The sequence below is a fragment of the Thermus sp. NMX2.A1 genome, from assembly GCF_000511705.1.
In the GTDB taxonomy this organism is placed as follows: Bacteria; Deinococcota; Deinococci; order Deinococcales; family Thermaceae; genus Thermus; species Thermus scotoductus.
Map to the genome: position 1 here is coordinate 1 of NZ_ATNI01000043.1, position 18185 is coordinate 18185.

The window sequence follows — 18185 nt, forward strand, 5'->3', positions numbered from 1 at the left end:
AGTCTATCCCGGGGTGGCCTTGGGGGATAATGGATGGGGATGCTCCTGGAGGTGGCCTTCGCTGGCCTTTCCCCCTGGGTTTTCTGGGCAGGGGTGGGGCTTATGGTTTCGGGCTTTGTCCTCGGGGGGGCTTCCTGGCTTGCCCTGGTTCTCCTTTACCCCTGGTGGCGGCTTAGGCAGGGCTGGCGGTTAAGGCTTTTCCCCGGTCACCTGAGCCTTCACCCCCCTTGGGTTTCAGCCGCAGGATTCCCCTGGAGGGGGTGCGGGAGGTGGAGGTGGCCTACTGGCCAGCAGGGCCCTTTTCCCGGGGAAGACGGGCTTTGGTCCTCCACCTGGAGAACGGGGAGGGAGTACCCCTTCCCGTACCCGATCCCGAGGCCCTGGCGGCCCGGATCAGAGAACTTCTAAAAGGGCGAACTTCAGGTAGTGGGTTTCAGGGTGGTTGAGGAGGATGGGATGGTCCCATCCCTGCCCTCGTTTCTCCACCACCCTCAGGCTGCGGTGGGCGTCTTCTGCGGCCTCGGCGAGCATCTGGTAGAAGAGGGGCTCGGTCAGGTGGTGGCTGCAGCTGCTGGTGGCCAGCAGGCCCCCTTCCTTGAGGAGCTTGATGGCCCGGAGGTTCACCTCCTTGTAGGCCCTGTAGGCCCTTTCCAGATCCTTTTTCCCCTTGGCAAAGGCGGGTGGGTCCAGCACGATGAGGTCAAACCGCTCCCCTGCCTTTTCCAGGGCCCTCAGGTGGTCGAAGGCGTTGGCTTCCACCGTCTTGAGGGTAAGCCCATTCAGCCTGGCGTTTTCCTCCGCCTGCCTCAGGGCCTCGCCGGAGCTGTCCACGCTGATCACCTCCTTGAAGCCCAGGGCTAGGTGGAGGCCGAAGCTACCCGCATAGCTGAACACGTCCAGGGCCCTTTCCCCACGGAAGCGTTCCATAAGGATCCGGTTGTCGCGCTGGTCCAGGTAGGCCCCGGTCTTCTGGCCTCCCGTGAGGTCCACCAGGTAGCGTATCCGGCCCTCCTTCACCGCTACCCGTTCGGGGGCCTGGCCCAGGAGGGGCCGGACGTAAAGGGGGAGGCCCTCGAGTTCCCGGACCCTGGCATCGTTTTTGGCCAGGAGGCTTTTGGCCAGGGGTTTGAGCCTCTCGGCCACCTGGGGCAAGAGGGCTTCCCAGGCGTAGGCGGTGGTCTGCAGAACCAGGTGGCCGGCGTAGTAGTCCAGCACCAGACCCGGCAGGAAATCCCCTTCGGCGTGGGCCAGGCGGAAGCCTCCTTCGGGCTCCTTTTCCAGCGCGGGGAGGCGCCGGGCCAAGGCTTTGTCCAGGTTGTCCAGAAGCGCCTCCGCCGGGTCCCTTGCGGGTCGGAAGTGGTAGGCCCGCACGCTTAGGTCGCTGGTGGGGTTGAAGAGGGCTAGGGCCAGAAAACGCTTGCCCCAGTAAACGGGGTAAAGGCCCGGCTCCTCGGGGCCCGAAATCACATCGCGGCGAAAGACCCAAAGGTGCCGGGCCAGTAGGCGCTGGGCTCCTTTTTCGTTGACGAGAATCCGCATCGCTTAAGTATACTTAAGCGGGGTTGGTTGACGTTTGCCCCAAAGGCCGGTATCCTATCCGGCAGGCGCAGTTTGCGCATCTTTTCACGAAGGGAGGGGCGATGGGAGGCCTGGGACTTATCAAGAGCCTGGCGGAAAAGGAAAGGGAGCTGCTGGCCCGCCTCGAGGCCGCCAAGAAGGAGGCCGAGGCCCTGGTGGGGCAGGCCGAGGCGGAGGCCAGGGCCCTTCTGGAGGAGGCCGAGGCCAAGGCTAAGGCCCTGGAGGCCGAGTACCGGGAACGGGAGGCCAAGGAAACGGAGGCCATCCTGGCCCGCTACCGGGCCCAGGCGGAGGCCGAGGCTAAGGCGGTAAAGGAGAAAGCAGGGGCCCGGTTGGAGGAGGCCGTGGCCCTGGTTCTTAAGGAGGTTTTGCCGTGATCGCCCCCATGGAGAAGCTGGTCCTGGCCGGGCCCAAGGCCAAGGCCCAGGAGCTTCTCCACAGCCTCCAGCAGGCGGGGGTGGTCCACCTGGAAACCCTCCGGGTGGAGGAGCTTGCCGAGTACAGGCTTTCCCAGGAGGAGCGGGAGGAACTCAGGCGCTGGGAGGGGGTGGCGGCGGGAGCCGAGCATACCCTCACCCTCCTGGGCCGGGAGATGGAGCCCGCAAGGCCCTTCCCCGATGGGCTAGAGGCGGCGGAAAAGGCCCTTTCCCCCATCCAGGCCCACGCTGAGGGCCTTGCCCGGCAGAAGCAGGAGCTGGAGGAGGAGCTTGCCCTGGCCCAGGCCTACCTGGAACCCTTGGAGAAGCTTGCCAGCATGGCCCAGGGACTGGACCGAAGCGCCCTCTTCCGGGTGGTGCCCTTTTTGATCACGGAAAAGGAGCTTCCCCTGGTGGAGGAGGCCTTGAAAAAGGCCCTGGAGGACCGGTTCATCCTGGCCAGCGAGTCCTACTCCAAAGGGGTTGCCGGGCTTCTTGTGGTGCACCGGAAGGACCTCGAGGCGGCCAAGGCTGCCCTCTCCCGGGCCGGGGTGGCGGAGCTCCGCCTCCCTGGCAACTTCGGGGATCTTCCCCTAAGCGAGGCCACCCGCCGGTTGAAGGAGCGGGCCGAGGCTGCTCCCAAGGAGCTTTCCGAGGTGCGCCAGGCCCTTTACCGGCTGGCCCAGGAGGCAGCCTCTACCCTGCAAAGCCTCTGGACCAGGGCCAAGGACGAGGCGGCCCGGCTTAAGGCCTTGGAGGAGCTGGCCTCGGGCCGGTTCGGCTTCGCCCTTTTGGGCTACGTGCCGGTGAAGGCCAAGGGCCGGGTGGAGGAGGCCTTGGCCCGCCACAAGGACCAGGTGATCTACGCCTTTGAGCCGGTGGACGAGCACCACGAGGCGGATCGGGTACCCGTGGCCCTGGACAACCCTCCTTGGGTCAAGCCCTTCGAGCTTCTGGTGAGCTTCCTCAACACCCCCAAGTACGGCTCCCTGGACCCCACCCCGGTGGTGCCCCTCTTCTTCCCCTTCTGGTTTGGCATGATCGTGGGGGACATAGGGTATGCCCTTCTTTTCCTGCTCCTCGGGCGCTGGCTTTCCGGGTTCGTGAAACGGAATGAGCCTCTGGTCATCGACCTTTTCGCCCTGAGGCTCAAGCCCGCCGTCATCGGGAAGCTGGTCTACATCCTTAACTGGATGGTCTTCTGGACGGTGGTCTGGGGCTTCGTCTACGGGGAGTTCTTCGGCACCTTCCTGGAGCACCTGGGGGTGTTTGGCACCCCCGAGCACCCGGGTCTCATCCCCATCCTCATTCCCCGCATCGACACGGCCAAGACCGCCAACCAGCTCATCCTCCTTTCCGTGGCCTTTGGGGTGGTCATGGTCTTCTGGGGCCTGGCCTTGAGGGCCTACCTGGGTTTGAAGCACCACCACATGGGCCACTTCTGGGAGGGCGTGGGGTACCTGGGAGGCTTGGTGGGCATCCTGGCCCTGGCGGCGGGGTACCTGGGGAACCTCCAGGCCGGGTGGCTTTCCGGGCTCATGTACCTGGGCTTTGGCGTGTTCTTGCTTGCGGTTCTCATGAGCCGTATGTGGCTCATGATCCCGGAGATCTTCACCCAGGCGGGGCACATCCTCTCCCACATCCGTATCTATGCGGTGGGGGCTGCTGGGGGTATCCTGGCGGGTCTTCTCACCGATGTGGGCTTCGCCCTGGCGGAGCGGATCGGGCTTCTGGGCGTGCTCCTGGGCATTGGGGTGGCGGGGGTTTTGCATCTCCTGATCCTGCTTCTCACCACCCTGGGCCACATGCTCCAGCCCATCCGTCTTATCTGGGTGGAGTTCTTCACCAAGTTCGGTTTCTACGAGGAGAACGGCAGGCCTTACCGGCCGTTCAAGAGCGTCCGCGAGACGCTTTAGGGAGGGAAAGAGATGAAGAAGCTTCTGGTTACGGTTCTGGTGGCGGTTTTCGGCGCTCTGGCTTTTGCGGCGGAGGAGGCGGCGGCCTCCGGGGGCTTGGACCGAGGCCTTATCGCCGTGGGGATGGGCCTGGCGGTAGGCCTGGCGGCTTTGGGCACCGGTGTGGCCCAGGCCCGCATCGGTGCGGCGGGCGTGGGGGCCATCGCCGAGGACCGGAGCAACTTCGGTACCGCCCTGATCTTCCTCCTCTTGCCCGAGACGCTGGTGATCTTCGGCCTTCTCATCGCCTTCATCCTGAACGGCAAGCTGTAAGGGGTTTTGAGGGCCCTGCCCCTTGTGGGGTGGGGCCTTTTTCCAAGGAGGGCAGATGTCCAAACTGGAAGCCATTTTGAGCCAGGAGGTGGAGGCGGAGATCCAGGCCGTCCTGCAAGAGGCCAAGGCCAAGGCGGAGGCCTTGAGGTCCGAGGCCAAGGTCAAGGCGGAGGGGTTGCTTTCCGCCAGAAAGCGGGCCCTCGAGGCCGGCCTGCAGGCCGCCATCCGCCGGGCAGAAAGCGCCGGGGAACTCCTCCTGGCCACAGCCCGTACCGAGGCCAAGGGGGAGGTGCTCTCCCAGGTGAAGGCCAAGGTGGAGGAGGCGCTCAGGGCCTTGCCGGATAGCCCCGACTGGCCTCAGGTGTTGCGGAAACTGGCCGAGGAGGCCCTTGCGGCCTTGGGCGAGCCCGAGGCCCTGGCCTCCCATCCGGACAATCTTCCGCACCTCGAGGGTCTGGCGCGGGAGCGGGGCCTGGAGCTTAGGGCCGACCCTGCCTTGCGCCTTGGGGTGAGGGCCATCGGCAAGGGGGGCAGGACCCAGGTGGAGAACGCCCTGTTAAGCCGTCTGGAACGGGCCTGGGATGCCCTTTCCTCCAAGGTGGCCCAGGTGGTGTGGGGCTAGGACATGGCGGACGACTTCGGCTACCTAAACGCCCGGGTGCGGGCCAGGAGGAGCACCCTCCTCAAGGAGAGCTTCTTCCAGGAGGCCTTGGACCTTTCCTATCCCGATTTCCTGCGCCTGCTTTCCGAGAGCGTCTACGGCCAGGACCTGGCCGGCCAGGGCCTTCCTGAGGTGGACCGGGCCATTGCCCTCACCCAGGCCCGGTTGGTGGGGGACCTGGCGGGGTTGGTCACGGGGGAGGCTCGGGAGGCGGTGCGGCTTCTCCTCCTCAGGAACGATCTCACCAACCTCCAGGCCGTTCTCCGGGCCAAGGCCACGGGGAAGCCCTTTGAGGAGGTGGTGCTTCTCCCGGGTACCTTAAAGGAAGCCCTTTGGCGGCAGGCCTACGAGGCCCAGGATGCGGCGGGGATGGCCCAGGTGCTTTCCGTGCCCGGCCATCCCCTGGCCCGGGCCTTAAGGTCGGTGCTCCGGGAAACCCAGGATCTGGCGCGCATCGAGGCCCTTTTGGCCAAGCGCTTCTTTGAAGGGGTGGCCAAGGCTTCTAAGGCCCTGGAGGAGACGGCCTTGAGGGATTACCTAGCCCTCGAGGTGGATGCGGAGAACCTGCGCACCGCCTTCAAGCTCCAGGGGCAGGATGTGCCGGTGGAAACCGTCTTCATACGGGGTGGGCGGTTCGTGGACAGGGTCCGCTTCGCCCGGCTCCTCGAGGGGGATTACGCCGTTTTGGACGAACTCTCCGGCACTCCCTTCGCCCCCTTAGCGGGCGCCCGGGACCTCAAGACCCTGGAAAGGCGGCTCAGGTGCCTCCTCCTGAAGGAGGCCAGGAAGGGAGCCGCCGACCCCCTGGGCGTGGGATTGGTGCTGGCCTATGTGAAGGAGCGGGAGTGGGAGGCCGTGCGGCTTAGGCTCCTGGCCAGGCGGGCCTACTTCGGGCTTCCCCGGGCCCAGGTGGAGGAGGAGGTGGTCTGCTCATGAGGATCGCCGTGATCGCCGACCCCGAGGCGGCGCAGGGGTTTAGGCTGGCGGGCCTCGAGGCCTACGCCGCCACCTCGGCAGAGGAGGCCCGGGCCCGGCTGGAAAACCTGGTCCAGGCCGGGGGGTACGCCCTGGTGGCCGTGGACCAGGGGCTTTTGCCGGAGCCGGAAAAGGCGGTGGAGCGGCTCATGCGGGGCAAGGACCTTCCCGTGCTCCTGCCCATAGCCGGGTTGAAGGAAGCCTTCCAGAACCCCGATGTGGAGGGGTACATGCGGGAGCTGGTCAAGAGGACCATAGGCTTTGACATCAAGCTGTAGAATGGAGGGACGATGATCCAGGGCGTGATCCAGAAGATTGCGGGCCCGGCGGTGATTGCCAAGGGCATGACCGGAGCCCGCATGTACGACATCTGCAAGGTGGGCCACGAGGGCCTGGTGGGGGAGATCATCCGCCTGGACGGGGATACCGCCTTCGTCCAGGTTTACGAGGATACCTCGGGCCTCAAGGTGGGGGAACCCGTGGTGTCCACGGGCCTTCCTTTGGCGGTGGAGCTCGGCCCCGGGATGCTGAATGGCATCTACGACGGCATCCAGCGCCCTCTGGAGCGCATCCAGGAACGGACCGGGATCTACATCACCCGGGGGGTGGTGGTGCATCCCCTAGACCGGGAGAAGAAGTGGGCCTGGACCCCAAAGGTCAAGCCGGGGGATGAGGTGAAGGGGGGCATGGTCCTGGGCACCGTGCCGGAGTTCAACTTCACCCACAAGATCCTGGTGCCCCCGGATGTGAAGGGCCGGGTCAAGGAGGTGAAGCCCGCCGGGGAGTACACGGTGGAGGAACCGGTGGTGGTCCTGGAGGACGGCACCGAGCTCAAGATGTACCACACCTGGCCGGTGCGTCGGGCCCGCCCCGTCCAGCGCAAGCTGGACCCCAACACCCCCTTCCTCACGGGGATGCGCATCCTGGATGTCCTCTTCCCCGTGGCCATGGGGGGCACCGCAGCCATCCCCGGGCCCTTTGGTAGCGGCAAGACCGTGACCCAGCAGGCCCTGGCCAAGTGGTCCAACGCCGACGTGGTGGTCTATGTGGGTTGCGGGGAGCGGGGGAACGAGATGACCGACGTCTTGGTGGAGTTCCCCGAGCTCACCGACCCCAAGACCGGAGGGCCTTTGATGCACCGCACGGTGCTCATCGCTAACACCTCCAACATGCCCGTGGCCGCCCGCGAGGCCAGCATTTACGTGGGCGTCACCATCGCCGAGTACTTCCGCGACCAGGGCTTCTCCGTGGCCCTCATGGCGGACTCCACCAGCCGCTGGGCCGAGGCCCTGCGGGAGATTTCCAGCCGCCTCGAGGAGATGCCCGCGGAAGAGGGTTACCCTCCTTACCTGGCTGCCCGTCTGGCCGCCTTCTACGAGCGCTCCGGCAAGGTGGTCACCCTGGGGGGCGAGGAGGGAGCCATCACCATCGTGGGGGCAGTTTCCCCTCCTGGCGGCGACATGTCCGAGCCCGTCACCCAGTCCACCCTGCGCATCGTGGGGGCCTTCTGGCGGCTGGATGCCTCCTTGGCCTTCCGGCGCCACTTCCCGGCCATCAACTGGAACGGGTCCTACTCCCTCTTCACCCCGGCCCTGGACCCCTGGTATCGGGAGCACGTGGCCCCCGACTACCCTGAGCTTCGCGACGCCATCTCCGAGCTCCTGCAGAGGGAAGCGGGCCTGCAGGAGATCGTGCAGTTGGTGGGTCCCGACGCCCTCCAGGATGCCGAGCGCCTGGTCATCGAGGTGGGGCGGATCATCCGCGAGGATTTCCTGCAGCAGAACGCCTTCCACGAGATCGACGCCTACTGCTCCATGCAGAAGGCCTACGGCATCATGAAGATGATCCTGAGCCTCTACAAGGAGGCTGAGGCGGCCATCCGGCGGGGGGTTACCGTGGACGAGATCCTGCAGCTCCCGGTGATCGAGCGCATCGGCCGGGCCCGCTACGTGAGCGAGCAGGACTTCCCCCGTTACTTTGAGGAAGCCATGCGGGAGATCGAGGGAGCCTTCAAGGCCTTGGCCTAGGGGAGGGAAGGATGGATCTTCTTAAGAAGGAATACACGGGCATCACCTACATCTCGGGACCTCTCCTCTTCGTGGAGAACGCCAAGGACCTGGCCTACGGCGCCATCGTGGACATCAAGGACGGCACGGGCCGGGTGCGCGGCGGCCAGGTGATCGAGGTTTCCGAGGAGTATGCGGTCATCCAGGTGTTTGAGGAGACCACGGGGCTGGATCTGGCCACCACCAGCGTGAGCCTGGTGGAGGATGTGGCCCGGCTCGGGGTTTCCAAGGAGATGCTGGGCCGGCGCTTCAACGGGATCGGCAAGCCCATCGACGGCCTGCCCCCCATCACCCCGGAGAAGCGGCTTCCCATCGTGGGCCTTCCCCTGAACCCCGTGGCCCGCAGGAAGCCTGAGGAGTTCATCCAGACGGGGATCTCCACCATCGACGTGATGAACACCCTGGTGAGGGGACAGAAGCTTCCCATCTTCTCGGGCTCGGGCCTTCCCGCCAACGAGATTGCGGCCCAGATCGCTCGTCAGGCCACGGTGCGCCCCGACCTCTCGGGGGAAGGGGAGAAGGAGGAGCCCTTCGCCGTGGTCTTCGCCGCCATGGGCATCACCCAGCGGGAGCTCTCCTACTTCATCCAGGAGTTCGAGCGCACCGGGGCCTTAAGCCGCTCCGTGCTCTTCCTGAACAAGGCGGACGACCCCACCATCGAGCGCATCCTCACCCCCCGCATGGCCCTCACCGTGGCCGAGTACCTGGCCTTTGAGCACGACTACCACGTGCTGGTCATCCTCACGGACATGACCAACTACTGCGAGGCCCTGCGGGAGATCGGGGCGAGCCGCGAGGAGATCCCGGGCCGGCGCGGTTACCCGGGCTACATGTACACGGACCTGGCCACCATCTACGAGCGAGCCGGGGTGGTGGTGGGCAAGAAGGGCTCCGTGACCCAGATTCCCATCCTCTCCATGCCCGACGACGACCGCACCCACCCCATTCCCGACCTCACCGGCTACATCACCGAGGGGCAGATCCAGCTTTCCCGGGAGCTCCACCGCAAGGGCATCTACCCGCCCATCGACCCCCTGCCCTCCCTTTCCCGGCTCATGAACAACGGCGTGGGCAAGGGCAAGACCCGGGAGGACCACAAGCAGGTTTCCGACCAGCTCTACTCCGCCTACGCCAACGGGGTGGACATCCGCAAGCTGGTGGCCATCATCGGCGAGGACGCCCTCACCGAGAACGACCGCCGCTACTTGCAGTTCGCCGACGCCTTTGAGAAGCACTTCATCAACCAGGGCCAGCAGAACCGCTCCATTGAGGAGAGCCTGCAGATCGCCTGGGCGCTTCTTTCCATGCTGCCCCAGGGGGAGCTCAAGCGGATTTCCAAGGACCATATCGGCAAGTACTACGGGCAGAAGCTGGAAGAGATCTGGGGTGCTCCCCAAGCCCTGGACTAAGGAGGTTAGATGAGCCAGGTAAGCCCCACCCGCATGAACCTTCTGCAACGGCGCGGCCAGATGCGCCTGGCGCAGAAGGGGGTGGACCTCCTCAAGAAGAAGCGGGATGCCTTGGTGGCGGAGTTCTTCGGCCTGGTAAGGGAGGCCTTGGAGGCCCGCAAGGCCCTGAACCAGGCGGCGCAGGAAGCCTATGGGGCCTTGCTTCTCGCCCAGGCCTTTGACGGGCCGGAGAGTGTTTCCGCCGCCGCCTTGGGGGTGAGGCCCCTCGAGGAGGTGGAGGCGGAGGTGGAAAACGTCTGGGGAAGCAAGGTGCCGAGGCTCAAGGCCACCTTCCCCGATGGGGCCTTGCTCTCCCCGGTGGGCACCCCGGCCTACACCCTGGAAGCCGCCCGAGCCTTCCGCCGATACGCCGAGGCCTTGATCCAGGTGGCCAACACGGAAACCCGCCTGAAGAAGATCGGGGAGGAGATCAAGAAGACCACCCGACGGGTGAACGCCCTGGAGCAGGTGGTGATCCCCGGGATCCGATCCCAGATCCGATTCATCCAGCAGGTTCTGGAGCAGCGGGAGCGGGAGGATACCTTCCGGCTAAAGCGCATCAAGGGCAAGATCGAGGCCCGGGAGGCGGAAGCGGAGGGAAGCCGCCCCAACCCCCAGCTGGAGATTGGGGCCGGGCTTTAGCACCTTCCTAGAGGGGTAGAAAAAAGGCCCCGGGTCATGACCCGGGGCCTTGTGCGCTTCCCTACTGGGTCTTCGCCTCCTTCAGCATGTTGAGGAGCACGGTCTGGAGGATGCCGCCATTCTTGTAGTAGTCCACCTCCACCGGGGTGTCCAGGCGGGCGATGGCCTGGAAGCGAACCTCCGTGCCGTCCTCCTTCCTGGCCACCACCTCCACTTTCTTGCGGGGGGTGAGGTCCTCGAGGCCCAGGATGTCGTAGACCTCGTAGCCGGTTAGGCCCAGGGTTTCCCGGTTCTCGCCCGGCAGGAACTCCAGGGGCAGGACCCCCATCCCCACCAGGTTGGAGCGGTGGATCCTTTCAAAGCTTTCGGCCAGCACCGCCTTGATGCCCAAAAGGAAGGTACCCTTGGCGGCCCAGTCGCGGCTAGAGCCGGTGCCGTACTCCTTGCCGGCGATGACCAGAAGGGGGGTGCCCTCCTCTTGGTAACGCATGGCCACGTGGTAGACGAAGTCCACCTCTCCCTCGGGAAGCTTCTTGGCGTAGCCCCCCTCCACCCCATCCAGCATCAGGTTCTTGATGCGGATGTTGGCGAAGGTGCCCCGCATCATCACCTCGTGGTTGCCGCGCCGGGAACCGTAGGAGTTGAAGTCCTCGGGTTTGACCCCCTTGGAGATCAGGTACTGGCCCGCCGGGCTTTTCACCGGGATGGCCCCGGCGGGGGAGATGTGGTCGGTGGTCACGGAATCCCCCAGGACCAGGAGCACCCGGGCTCCCCGGATGTCCCCCACCTGGTGCTGGCCCAAGTTCTGGAAGAAGGGAGGCTTCTGGATGTAGGTGCTCTCGGGATCCCAGCCGAAGAGTTCCCCCGTGGGGGCGGGCAGGGCCTGCCAGCGCTCGTCCCCCTGGAAGACCCGGGCGTACTCCTTCTTGAAGAGCTCGGGGTCCAGGGTCTTGGCCATGGCTTCCCGGATCTCCTCCATGGAGGGCCAGATGTCCTTGAGGTAGACAGGCTTGCCGTTGGGGTCATAGCCCAGGGGCTCCGTGGTGAAGTCGATGTCCATGCGGCCCGCCAGGGCGTAGGCCACCACCAGCATGGGGCTCGCCAGGTAGTTGGCCTTCACGTGGGGGTTGATGCGCCCTTCAAAGTTGCGGTTGCCGGAGAGGACGGCGGCCACCACCAGGTTCCCCTCCTCCACCGCCTTGGCGATGTCCTCGGGCAGGGGGCCGGAGTTGCCGATGCAGGTGGTGCACCCGTAGCCCACCACGTGGAAGCGCAGGGCCTCGAGGAAGGGAAGGAGCCCGCTGGCCTCCAGGTAGTCGGTGACCACCTTGGAACCCGGGGCCAAGGAGCTCTTCACCCAGGGCTTGGTGTCCAGGCCCGCTTCCACCGCCTTCTTGGCCAAAAGCCCGGCTCCCAGCATCACCGTGGGGTTGGAGGTGTTGGTGCAGCTGGTGATGGCGGCGATGACCACGGAGCCGTGGGTGAGCTCAAACTCCTCGTCCTGGCGCTTCACCAGCACCTTCTTGTTCAGCTGGTCCGGGGTGAGCCCGAAGCCCCTTTCCTTCACGGGCTTGGTGAGGTGGGCCAGGAAGCTCTGCTTTACCTCCTTGAGGGCCACCCGATCCTGGGGCCGCTTGGGGCCGGCCAGGGAGGGTTCCACCGTGGAGAGGTCCAGCTCCAGGTACTCGGAGTAGCGCACCCGTTCCTCCGCCTCAGGCGTGCGGAAAAGCCCGTTGGCCTTGGTGTAGGCCTCCACCAACGCGATGAGCTCCTCCGGGCGGCCCGTGAGCCTCAGGTAGTTTAGGGTTTCCTCGTCCACCGGGAAGAAGCCCATGGTGGCCCCGTACTCGGGGGCCATGTTGGCGATGGTGGCCCGGTCCGCCAGGGAAAGCTTGGCCACCCCAGGCCCATAGAACTCCACGAACTTGCCCACCACCCCGTGCTTGCGGAGGATCTCGGTGATGGTCAGGACCAGGTCAGTGGCGGTGGCTCCCTCGGGAAGCTCCCCGTAGAGCTTGAAGCCCACCACCTTGGGGGCCAGCATGTAGTAGGGCTGGCCCAGCATCACCGCCTCGGCCTCGATGCCCCCCACGCCCCAGCCCAGAACCCCGAGGCTGTTCACCATGGTGGTGTGGCTGTCGGTGCCCACCAGGCTGTCGGGGAAGGCTAAGGTGAGGCCCCCTTCCTCCTTGGTCATCACCACCTTGGCCAGGTACTCCAGGTTCACCTGGTGGACGATGCCGGTGCCGGGGGGCACCACCCGGAAGTTTTCCAGGGCTCCCTGGGCCCACTTGAGGAGCAGGTAGCGCTCCCGGTTCCGCTCGTATTCCTTCTCCACGTTGTAGAAGAAGGCGTACGCGGTGCCGAAGGCGTCCACCTGCACGGAGTGGTCGATGACCAGGTCGGCGGGCACCACGGGGTTAATGCGCTTGGGGTCCCCGCCCCGCTCGGCCACGGCATCCCGCATGGCGGCCAGGTCCACCACCGCCGGTACCCCGGTGAAGTCCTGGAGGATGACCCGGGCCAGCTTCAGGGGCACGTTGATCTCCCCCGGCTCAGGGGTCCAGCGGGCCAGGGCCTCGATGTCCTCACGGGTTACCTGGTAGCCGTCCTCGTTTCTGAGGAGGCTTTCCAGCATGATGCGGATGGAGAAGGGAAGGCGGCTTACCTCGGCAATCCCTTTCCTTTCCAGTTCCGTGAGGTCAAAGTAGGCGTAGGTGCCGCTTGGGGTGTTAAGGGTCTTAAGGGTTTGGAAGCTATCCTTCATGGTTGCTCCTTTCCCTTCCCCCTTTCCAAACCACACCCAGCGGGTCGCAAACCCCGGTACCCGGGCGCCAAAGCCAGGGTTTCGGACGGGTGTGGGTTTTGGGGGGAAGTGTTCCGAGGGGGGGCGCCCGCCCCGGCTTTTTCCACTATACCACCTTGGCCCTCAGCGGTGGGCCTGGGGCGGGGGAGGGGCGTCCAGGCCCAGGCCCTCCAAGAAAAGCAGGACCTCCTCCTGGATCTCCCGCCATAGGGCTTCCCGGGGCCTTCGGGCGGGCCGGTCCCCCTTCTGGGGGCCGTAGGCGCCAAAGCCCGCATGGTTCAGCCCTTCCACGAAGACCACCCGGGCGTTTTTGGGAAGGAGCCGGGCCTTCTCCCGGGCTTTTTCCGGGGGGAGGAGGCCGTCTTCCGTGCCGAAAAGGGCCAGGACGGGAAGGTTTTCCTGGGAAAGATCCTTTTCCGGGTAGCTGGCGAAGAGGATGAGGGGAAGCCCTTCCGAGGCGGCCAGCTCTGCCGCCGCCACCCCGCCTAGGCTGTGCCCGCCCCCCACCCAAGGGAGCCCGGAATGGGCCCGGTGGGCCTCCAGGGCCCTTTCCTTTCCCAGGAGGGCGATGCCCGAGGGAACCTTCAAAAGGACCACCAGGTACCCCGCCTCCGCCACCGGGGCCAGGACCGGGGCGTAGGCCAAGGGCTCCACCCGGGCCCCAGGGTAGAAGGCCAAAAGGGCCTTGGGGGCTTTGGGGATGAGCTCTAGGCCGTAAGAAGCCTCCCGCACCTCGAGGCCAGCTTGCTTCAAAGCTTCCTGGGCCACGGCCTCCGCCTTTAAGGGCCTGAGGAAGTAGTGGGCCACCCCAACCACGGCCAGGGCGATGAGGAAGGCCGCCACCAGAAAGAGGAGAAGGAGCTTTTTGGCGCTCATGGATCACCTCAGGATCGCTTCCTGGGCCCTTCGCCCTTCAAAGGCGTAGAAGGCCGCGGGCACCACGAAGAGGGTGAGGAGGGTAGAGGAAAGAAGCCCCCCCAGGATGATCACCCCTAGAGGCCTGCGGTACTCCGCCCCTTCCCCGGTGCCCAGGAGCAGGGGCAGGCTGATGATGAGCACGGTGAGGGTGGTCATGAGGATCGGCCTTAAGCGGAGCCGGGCCGCCTCCACCAGGGCTTCCCTTAAGGGCTTTTCCCGCATACGCCTTACGGCGAAGTCCAGGAGGAGGATGGCGTTTTTGGTGACCAGACCAATGAGCATCACCACCCCCAGCACGCTGATCACGTCCAGGCCGGTTCCCAAAAGGTAGGTGAGCCAGAAGGCCCCCACCAAGGCTAAGGGAACGGGGAGGAGGAGGTAAAGGGGGTAGCGCCAGGCGTTGAACTGGCTGGCGATGACCAGGTAGTTGAGCACCAGGGCCAGGGCGAAGGCCAGGGGGGCCAGCCGGGCCAGTTCCCCAGTGAAGCTACCCAGGCCCGTGGCCAGAAGCTCCACCCCATCGCCCAGGAGCCCGTTGGACTGGAGCTCCGCCTCCAGCTCCCTTTGGATCTGGAAGGTCCCGGGGGCATCCCGCTTCAGGTTGATGTTGATGCCGGCGGCGTAGGCTTGGTTGCGCCTCGAGATCAGGGTGGGCCCCGGCCGCTCCACGAACCGCCCCAGGCTTCCCAGGGGCAGGAAGGCTCCCTGGGCAGGGGCGTAGATGGGCAGGGAGAGGAGGTCGGACTCGCCCCCGAGGCGTAGGGGATCCACCTGGACCACGATGGCCAGTTCCTCGCCGCCCCTCCTGGCGGTGGCCGCCTGGCTGCCCGAGAGGTAAAGGCGCAGGGTCTGGGCCACGTCGAGGGGGGTGAGGCCGGTGCCGGAAAGCCGGGCAGGATCCGGCACGAAGACCCGTTCCCGCTGGGTGGCCTCGAGGGTGTTCTTCACGTTGAGGACATAGGGTTTTTCCGCAATCAGCTGGGTGATCTCCCTCACCCGCTCCTCCAAAAGGGCCCGGTCGGGGCTGGTGACGAAAAACTGCAGGTCCGCATCCCCGGCCTCAGGGCCGGTCTGGGCCAGGACCCGCAGGTCGGCCCCAGGGAAGTCCTTAAGGGCCTCCCGTCCTTGGCGGTTGAAGACCTCGGTGAGGGTGAAGATGTCCTGGCGCTCGTTCTTGGGTTTCAGGACGATCTGGAGCTGCACCCGGCTGGGGTCCCCCACCTGGGCCCCGCCGGTGGCGCTGGCCCCCACGGTGGTGACCACCCGCTTCACCGCCGGGTGGGAGAGGAAGTAGGCCTCGAGGGCCCTTGCCGCCCGGTCGGAGACCGCCAGGGGGGTGTCCTTGGGCAGGAGCAAGGTGGCGGTGAGGACCCCGGTGTCGGAGCGGGGGGTGAAGTTGAAGGGGATCCTGGGCAGGATGGGGAAGAGGGAGAGGAAGGCCAGGGTGGCGAGGCCCAGGACCACCCAAGGCCGCCTTAGGACCTGGCCAAGGCTTCGGGCGTAGGCCTCGGTGAGGCGGTGCATCAAGGCCTCGGAGCTGGCGTGGAGGAGGTGGGTGAGGGCTCCCGCCAGGTCCAGGAAAAAGCGGCCCAGGTAGCGCCCGAGGCCGAGGAGGGCGGGGTACAGGGGAAGGAGGAGAAGCCAAAGGGGCCCCTGCCGGTAGAGGAGGAAGGCGGCCAGGGCTCCGAGGAGAAGGCCCACTGGGGTGCGGAAGCCCCTTCGGTAAGCGAAGCGGAGGTCCTGGGGCAGGAGGCGTAGGGCCAGGAGGGCTTCCTTGGGGCTTGGGGGCTCGGGGTCCGGGAAGTAGGCCAGGCGCACGGTGAGGAAGAGGAGGGCCTCCAGCCAGCTCACGGCGATGGCGGCGGCCATCCCAAGGCCGAACTGCTGGAAGATCTGGCCGATGATGCCCGGGAGGAAGCTGATGGGGAGGAATACCGCGAGAAGGCTCAGGGTGGCGGCGGCCACCGCCACGGAAACCTCGCTGGCTCCCTTCAGCACCGCTTCCTTGAGGCCGTACCCCATGCGCCGGTAGCGGTCGATGTTCTCCGCCACCACGATGGAGTCGTCCACCACGATGCCCACCGCCACGGTGAGGGCGAGGAGGCTGATCAGGTTGTAGGTGAAGCCCAGAAGGCCGAAGAGGAGGATGGCTCCGGAGAGGGTGATGGGGATGGCCAGGATCACGGAGAAGACGGAGTTCAGCTTCCCCAAGAAGACCAGCACCACCAAGGACACCGCCAAGGCAGCCAGGAAGGCCTCCCGCACCGTGTCCAAAACGGCGGCCCGGATAAAGCGGGTGGAGTCCAGGGCGATCTCCGCCCGGTAGCCTGCGGGGAGTTTGGTTTCCGCTAGGGTCTTTTTGACCCCGTCCGCCACGGCCACGGCGTTGGAGTCGGGGGTCTTCACCACCGCCAGGAGGACGGCGGGGCGGCCGTTCAGGCGGTTTAGGGTGCTGGGCTCCTCCGCCCGTTCCTCCACCCGGGCCACGTCGCGGATCCTGAGGCCCCGGGAGGGATCCAGGACCAAATAAGCCACCTCCTCGGCGGTGGCAGGGGTGTTGCGCAGGGTGTAGACCAGGCGCTTTTCCCCCTCGGTGAGGCTTCCCAAGGGCAGGTTCAGGGCCGAGGTGGAAAGCGCCTGCACCACCTGGCCGGGGGCTACCCCTAAGGCCTCGAGGCGACCTGGGTCCAGGTAGACCCGGATGGCCCGCTTGGGCGCCCCGGTGAGGCGGATGTCCGCCACCCCCGGCACCAGCTGGAGGCGGGGCTTTAGGGTTCGCTCGGCGTAGCGCAACACCTGGGAGAGATCCTCCCCGGGCGCCTCCAGGGCCACGTAGAGGATGGGGCTTGCCGAGGGGTCAAACTTCTGCACCACGGGGGGCGAGGCATCCTTGGGAAGCAGGGCCCGGGCGGCGGCCACCTTCTGGCTCACCTCCACCGCTACCCGGTCCACGTCCACCCCTTGCTGGAACTGGACAAAGACCAGGCTGAAGCCCTCGGTGGAGCTGCTTCCGATGGTGTCCACCCCGCTTAGGGTGGAAAGGGCGTCCTCGAGGGGTTTGGATACTTGCTCCGCCACCTCCTCGGGACCGGCCCCGGGGTAGCTGGTGGAAACCGCCACCACGGGCACGCTGAAGCGGGGCAGGAGCTCCACCCCAAGTCCAAGGCCCAGGAGCAGACCCACCAGGACCAGGCCCACGAAGATGGCGGTGGCGAAGACGAACCGCTCCACGAAGAAGGCCACCAGGGGGTTGGTCCTCACCGAACCACCTCCACGGGATCCCCATCCTTGAGGCCCACGGGCACGGGATGGATGACCTCGGCACCCTCGTCAAGGCCCTCCACCGCCGCTTGTCCGCCTTCTTGGGCGAGAAGGCGCACGGGGGTTTTTCTCGCCTTCCCCTCCTTCACCTGGTAGACCAGGGTTTCCCCCTCCTGGACCTGGAGGCTCGTTGCGGGGATGAGGAAGCCTTCGGCCAGCTTCACCCGGTAGCGCACCTCGGCGGGACCCGGGAGCAGGGTGTCTTCCGGCTTCAGGACCACCTCCACCAGGCGGGTCTGCCCCGGGAGGTCCGTCTTGCGCAGGAGGCGTGCCCGTACCTCCCGCCCGTTTTGCCTGAGGAGGAAGGGTGTTTCTGGAGTGAGGGCGCTGGCTTGGTCGGGAGGGAGGTAGACCTTGGCCAAAAGGCGGTCCGTGGTGGCCAACCGGAAGGCCCGGTTTCCCGTTCCCACGAACTCCCCTTCCCTTACGAAGACCTCCACCACCTCCCCGGCGAAGGGGGCCCGCACCGTGTTTTCCTTGAGGTTCCTTTCCGCCTGGCGCACCTGGAGCCGGGCGGCCTCCACCTGAAGCTCAAGAAGCCGGAGGTCCTCTCTTCGCTCCAGGCGGGATAGGGCCTCGAGGGCGTTCTGGTAGTTGCTTTCCGCTTGGCGGTACTGGGCCTCGAGGGCCTTGAGGTCCAATGGGGCCAAGGCCCCCGCCGAAAGCAAGGCCTGGCCTTCCTCGTAGCGCTTCTTGGCCGCCTGAAGCTGGGCTTCTGCCGCCTGGAGCTGGGCCTTGAGGGTGGCCCGGTTTCCCGCAAGCTGGTTTCGGGCGCGCTCCAGGTTGGCCTCGGCTTGTTTTAGGTTAAGCCTGGCGGCCTCTAAGGCCTCCTGGAAGGGAGCTGGGTCCAGGTGGACCACGCCTTCCCCCGACTGCACCCGGGTGCCGGCGGGAAGGGTTCGCAGGACCCGGCCGGAGGCGCCTGCTGCCACCAGGCTCTCCTTTTCCGCCTGCAAGGTGGCGGAGGCCCGCACCTCCCGCTCGAGGATTCCAGACTGGGCCCGCACGGTGCGCACCTCCGTGGCCAGGGTAGGGGTGGGAGGGGCCTCGGGGGCTTTGGCCTCCTTGGGGGTGCAGGCGCTGAGGAGGATGAGGCTTAGGGCAAGGCTTGCCATCGGGCGCATGG

Annotated in this window: 14 protein-coding genes; 9 read left to right on the forward strand and 5 right to left on the reverse strand. The window is 66.2% G+C overall.

What is annotated here, in order from left to right:
• Positions 1-393 precede the first annotated feature (393 nt).
• Positions 394-1539, reverse strand: a complete 1146-nt coding sequence (locus TNMX_RS03005; RefSeq protein WP_038029362.1) for a class I SAM-dependent rRNA methyltransferase — start codon at positions 1537-1539, stop codon at positions 394-396.
• A gap of 101 nt (positions 1540-1640) precedes the next feature.
• On the opposite strand from TNMX_RS03005, the gene TNMX_RS03010 reads away from it, so the two are divergent.
• From TNMX_RS03010 to atpD, 9 genes are read left to right on the forward strand one after another with little or no spacing between them, the layout of a single operon-like run.
• Positions 1641-1955 carry a V-type ATPase subunit subunit G family protein gene (locus tag TNMX_RS03010; RefSeq protein WP_015716774.1) on the forward strand — a complete coding sequence of 105 codons (315 nt, stop codon included), beginning with the start codon at positions 1641-1643 and terminating at the stop codon, positions 1953-1955.
• On the forward strand, positions 1952-3910 hold the full coding sequence (locus TNMX_RS03015) for a V-type ATP synthase subunit I (RefSeq protein WP_038029366.1): 1959 nt from the start codon (positions 1952-1954) through the stop codon (positions 3908-3910). The genes TNMX_RS03010 and TNMX_RS03015 overlap by 4 nt, the downstream gene beginning before the upstream one ends.
• Positions 3911-3922: 12 nt before the next feature.
• Positions 3923-4222, forward strand: a complete 300-nt coding sequence (locus TNMX_RS03020; protein WP_038029369.1) for an ATP synthase subunit K — start codon at positions 3923-3925, stop codon at positions 4220-4222.
• Positions 4223-4277: 55 nt separating this feature from the next.
• Entirely contained in the window at positions 4278-4844 is a 567-nt protein-coding gene (locus TNMX_RS03025) for a V-type ATP synthase subunit E (protein ID WP_038029372.1), read from the forward strand.
• A 3-nt stretch (positions 4845-4847) separates the two neighbouring features.
• A complete protein-coding gene (locus tag TNMX_RS03030; RefSeq protein ID WP_038029374.1) occupies positions 4848-5819 on the forward strand; it encodes a V-type ATPase subunit in 972 nt (323 codons plus the stop codon).
• A gap of 2 nt (positions 5820-5821) precedes the next feature.
• On the forward strand, positions 5822-6136 hold the full coding sequence (atpF, locus tag TNMX_RS03035; RefSeq protein WP_172640102.1) for a V-type ATP synthase subunit F: 315 nt from the start codon (positions 5822-5824) through the stop codon (positions 6134-6136).
• Between the two features lie 12 nt (positions 6137-6148).
• Positions 6149-7885: a V-type ATP synthase subunit A gene (locus tag TNMX_RS03040; RefSeq protein ID WP_038029376.1), complete on the forward strand. Its 1737-nt coding sequence runs from the start codon at positions 6149-6151 to the stop codon at positions 7883-7885.
• Positions 7886-7896: 11 nt separating this feature from the next.
• On the forward strand, positions 7897-9333 hold the full coding sequence (locus tag TNMX_RS03045) for a V-type ATP synthase subunit B (RefSeq protein WP_019550082.1): 1437 nt from the start codon (positions 7897-7899) through the stop codon (positions 9331-9333).
• Positions 9334-9342: 9 nt separating this feature from the next.
• Positions 9343-10014, forward strand: a complete 672-nt coding sequence (gene atpD / locus TNMX_RS03050; protein ID WP_038029379.1) for a V-type ATP synthase subunit D — start codon at positions 9343-9345, stop codon at positions 10012-10014.
• 61 nt (positions 10015-10075) lie between these two features.
• On the opposite strand, the gene acnA is transcribed toward atpD, so the two are convergent.
• From acnA to TNMX_RS03070, 4 genes are all read right to left on the reverse strand, one after another.
• The gene (gene acnA, locus TNMX_RS03055) at positions 10076-12781 is read right to left on the reverse strand and encodes an aconitate hydratase AcnA (protein WP_038029381.1); all 2706 of its coding nucleotides are present in this window, start codon (positions 12779-12781) and stop codon (positions 10076-10078) included.
• 162 nt (positions 12782-12943) lie between these two features.
• Positions 12944-13696, reverse strand: coding sequence for an alpha/beta hydrolase (locus tag TNMX_RS03060; RefSeq protein WP_038029383.1), 753 nt, complete (start codon positions 13694-13696; stop codon positions 12944-12946).
• A 3-nt stretch (positions 13697-13699) separates the two neighbouring features.
• Entirely contained in the window at positions 13700-16999 is a 3300-nt protein-coding gene (locus tag TNMX_RS03065; protein ID WP_038029385.1) for an efflux RND transporter permease subunit, read from the reverse strand.
• Positions 16996-18183: an HlyD family efflux transporter periplasmic adaptor subunit gene (locus TNMX_RS03070; protein WP_156919410.1), complete on the reverse strand. Its 1188-nt coding sequence runs from the start codon at positions 18181-18183 to the stop codon at positions 16996-16998. The genes TNMX_RS03065 and TNMX_RS03070 overlap by 4 nt, the downstream gene beginning before the upstream one ends.
• Positions 18184-18185 lie beyond the last annotated feature (2 nt).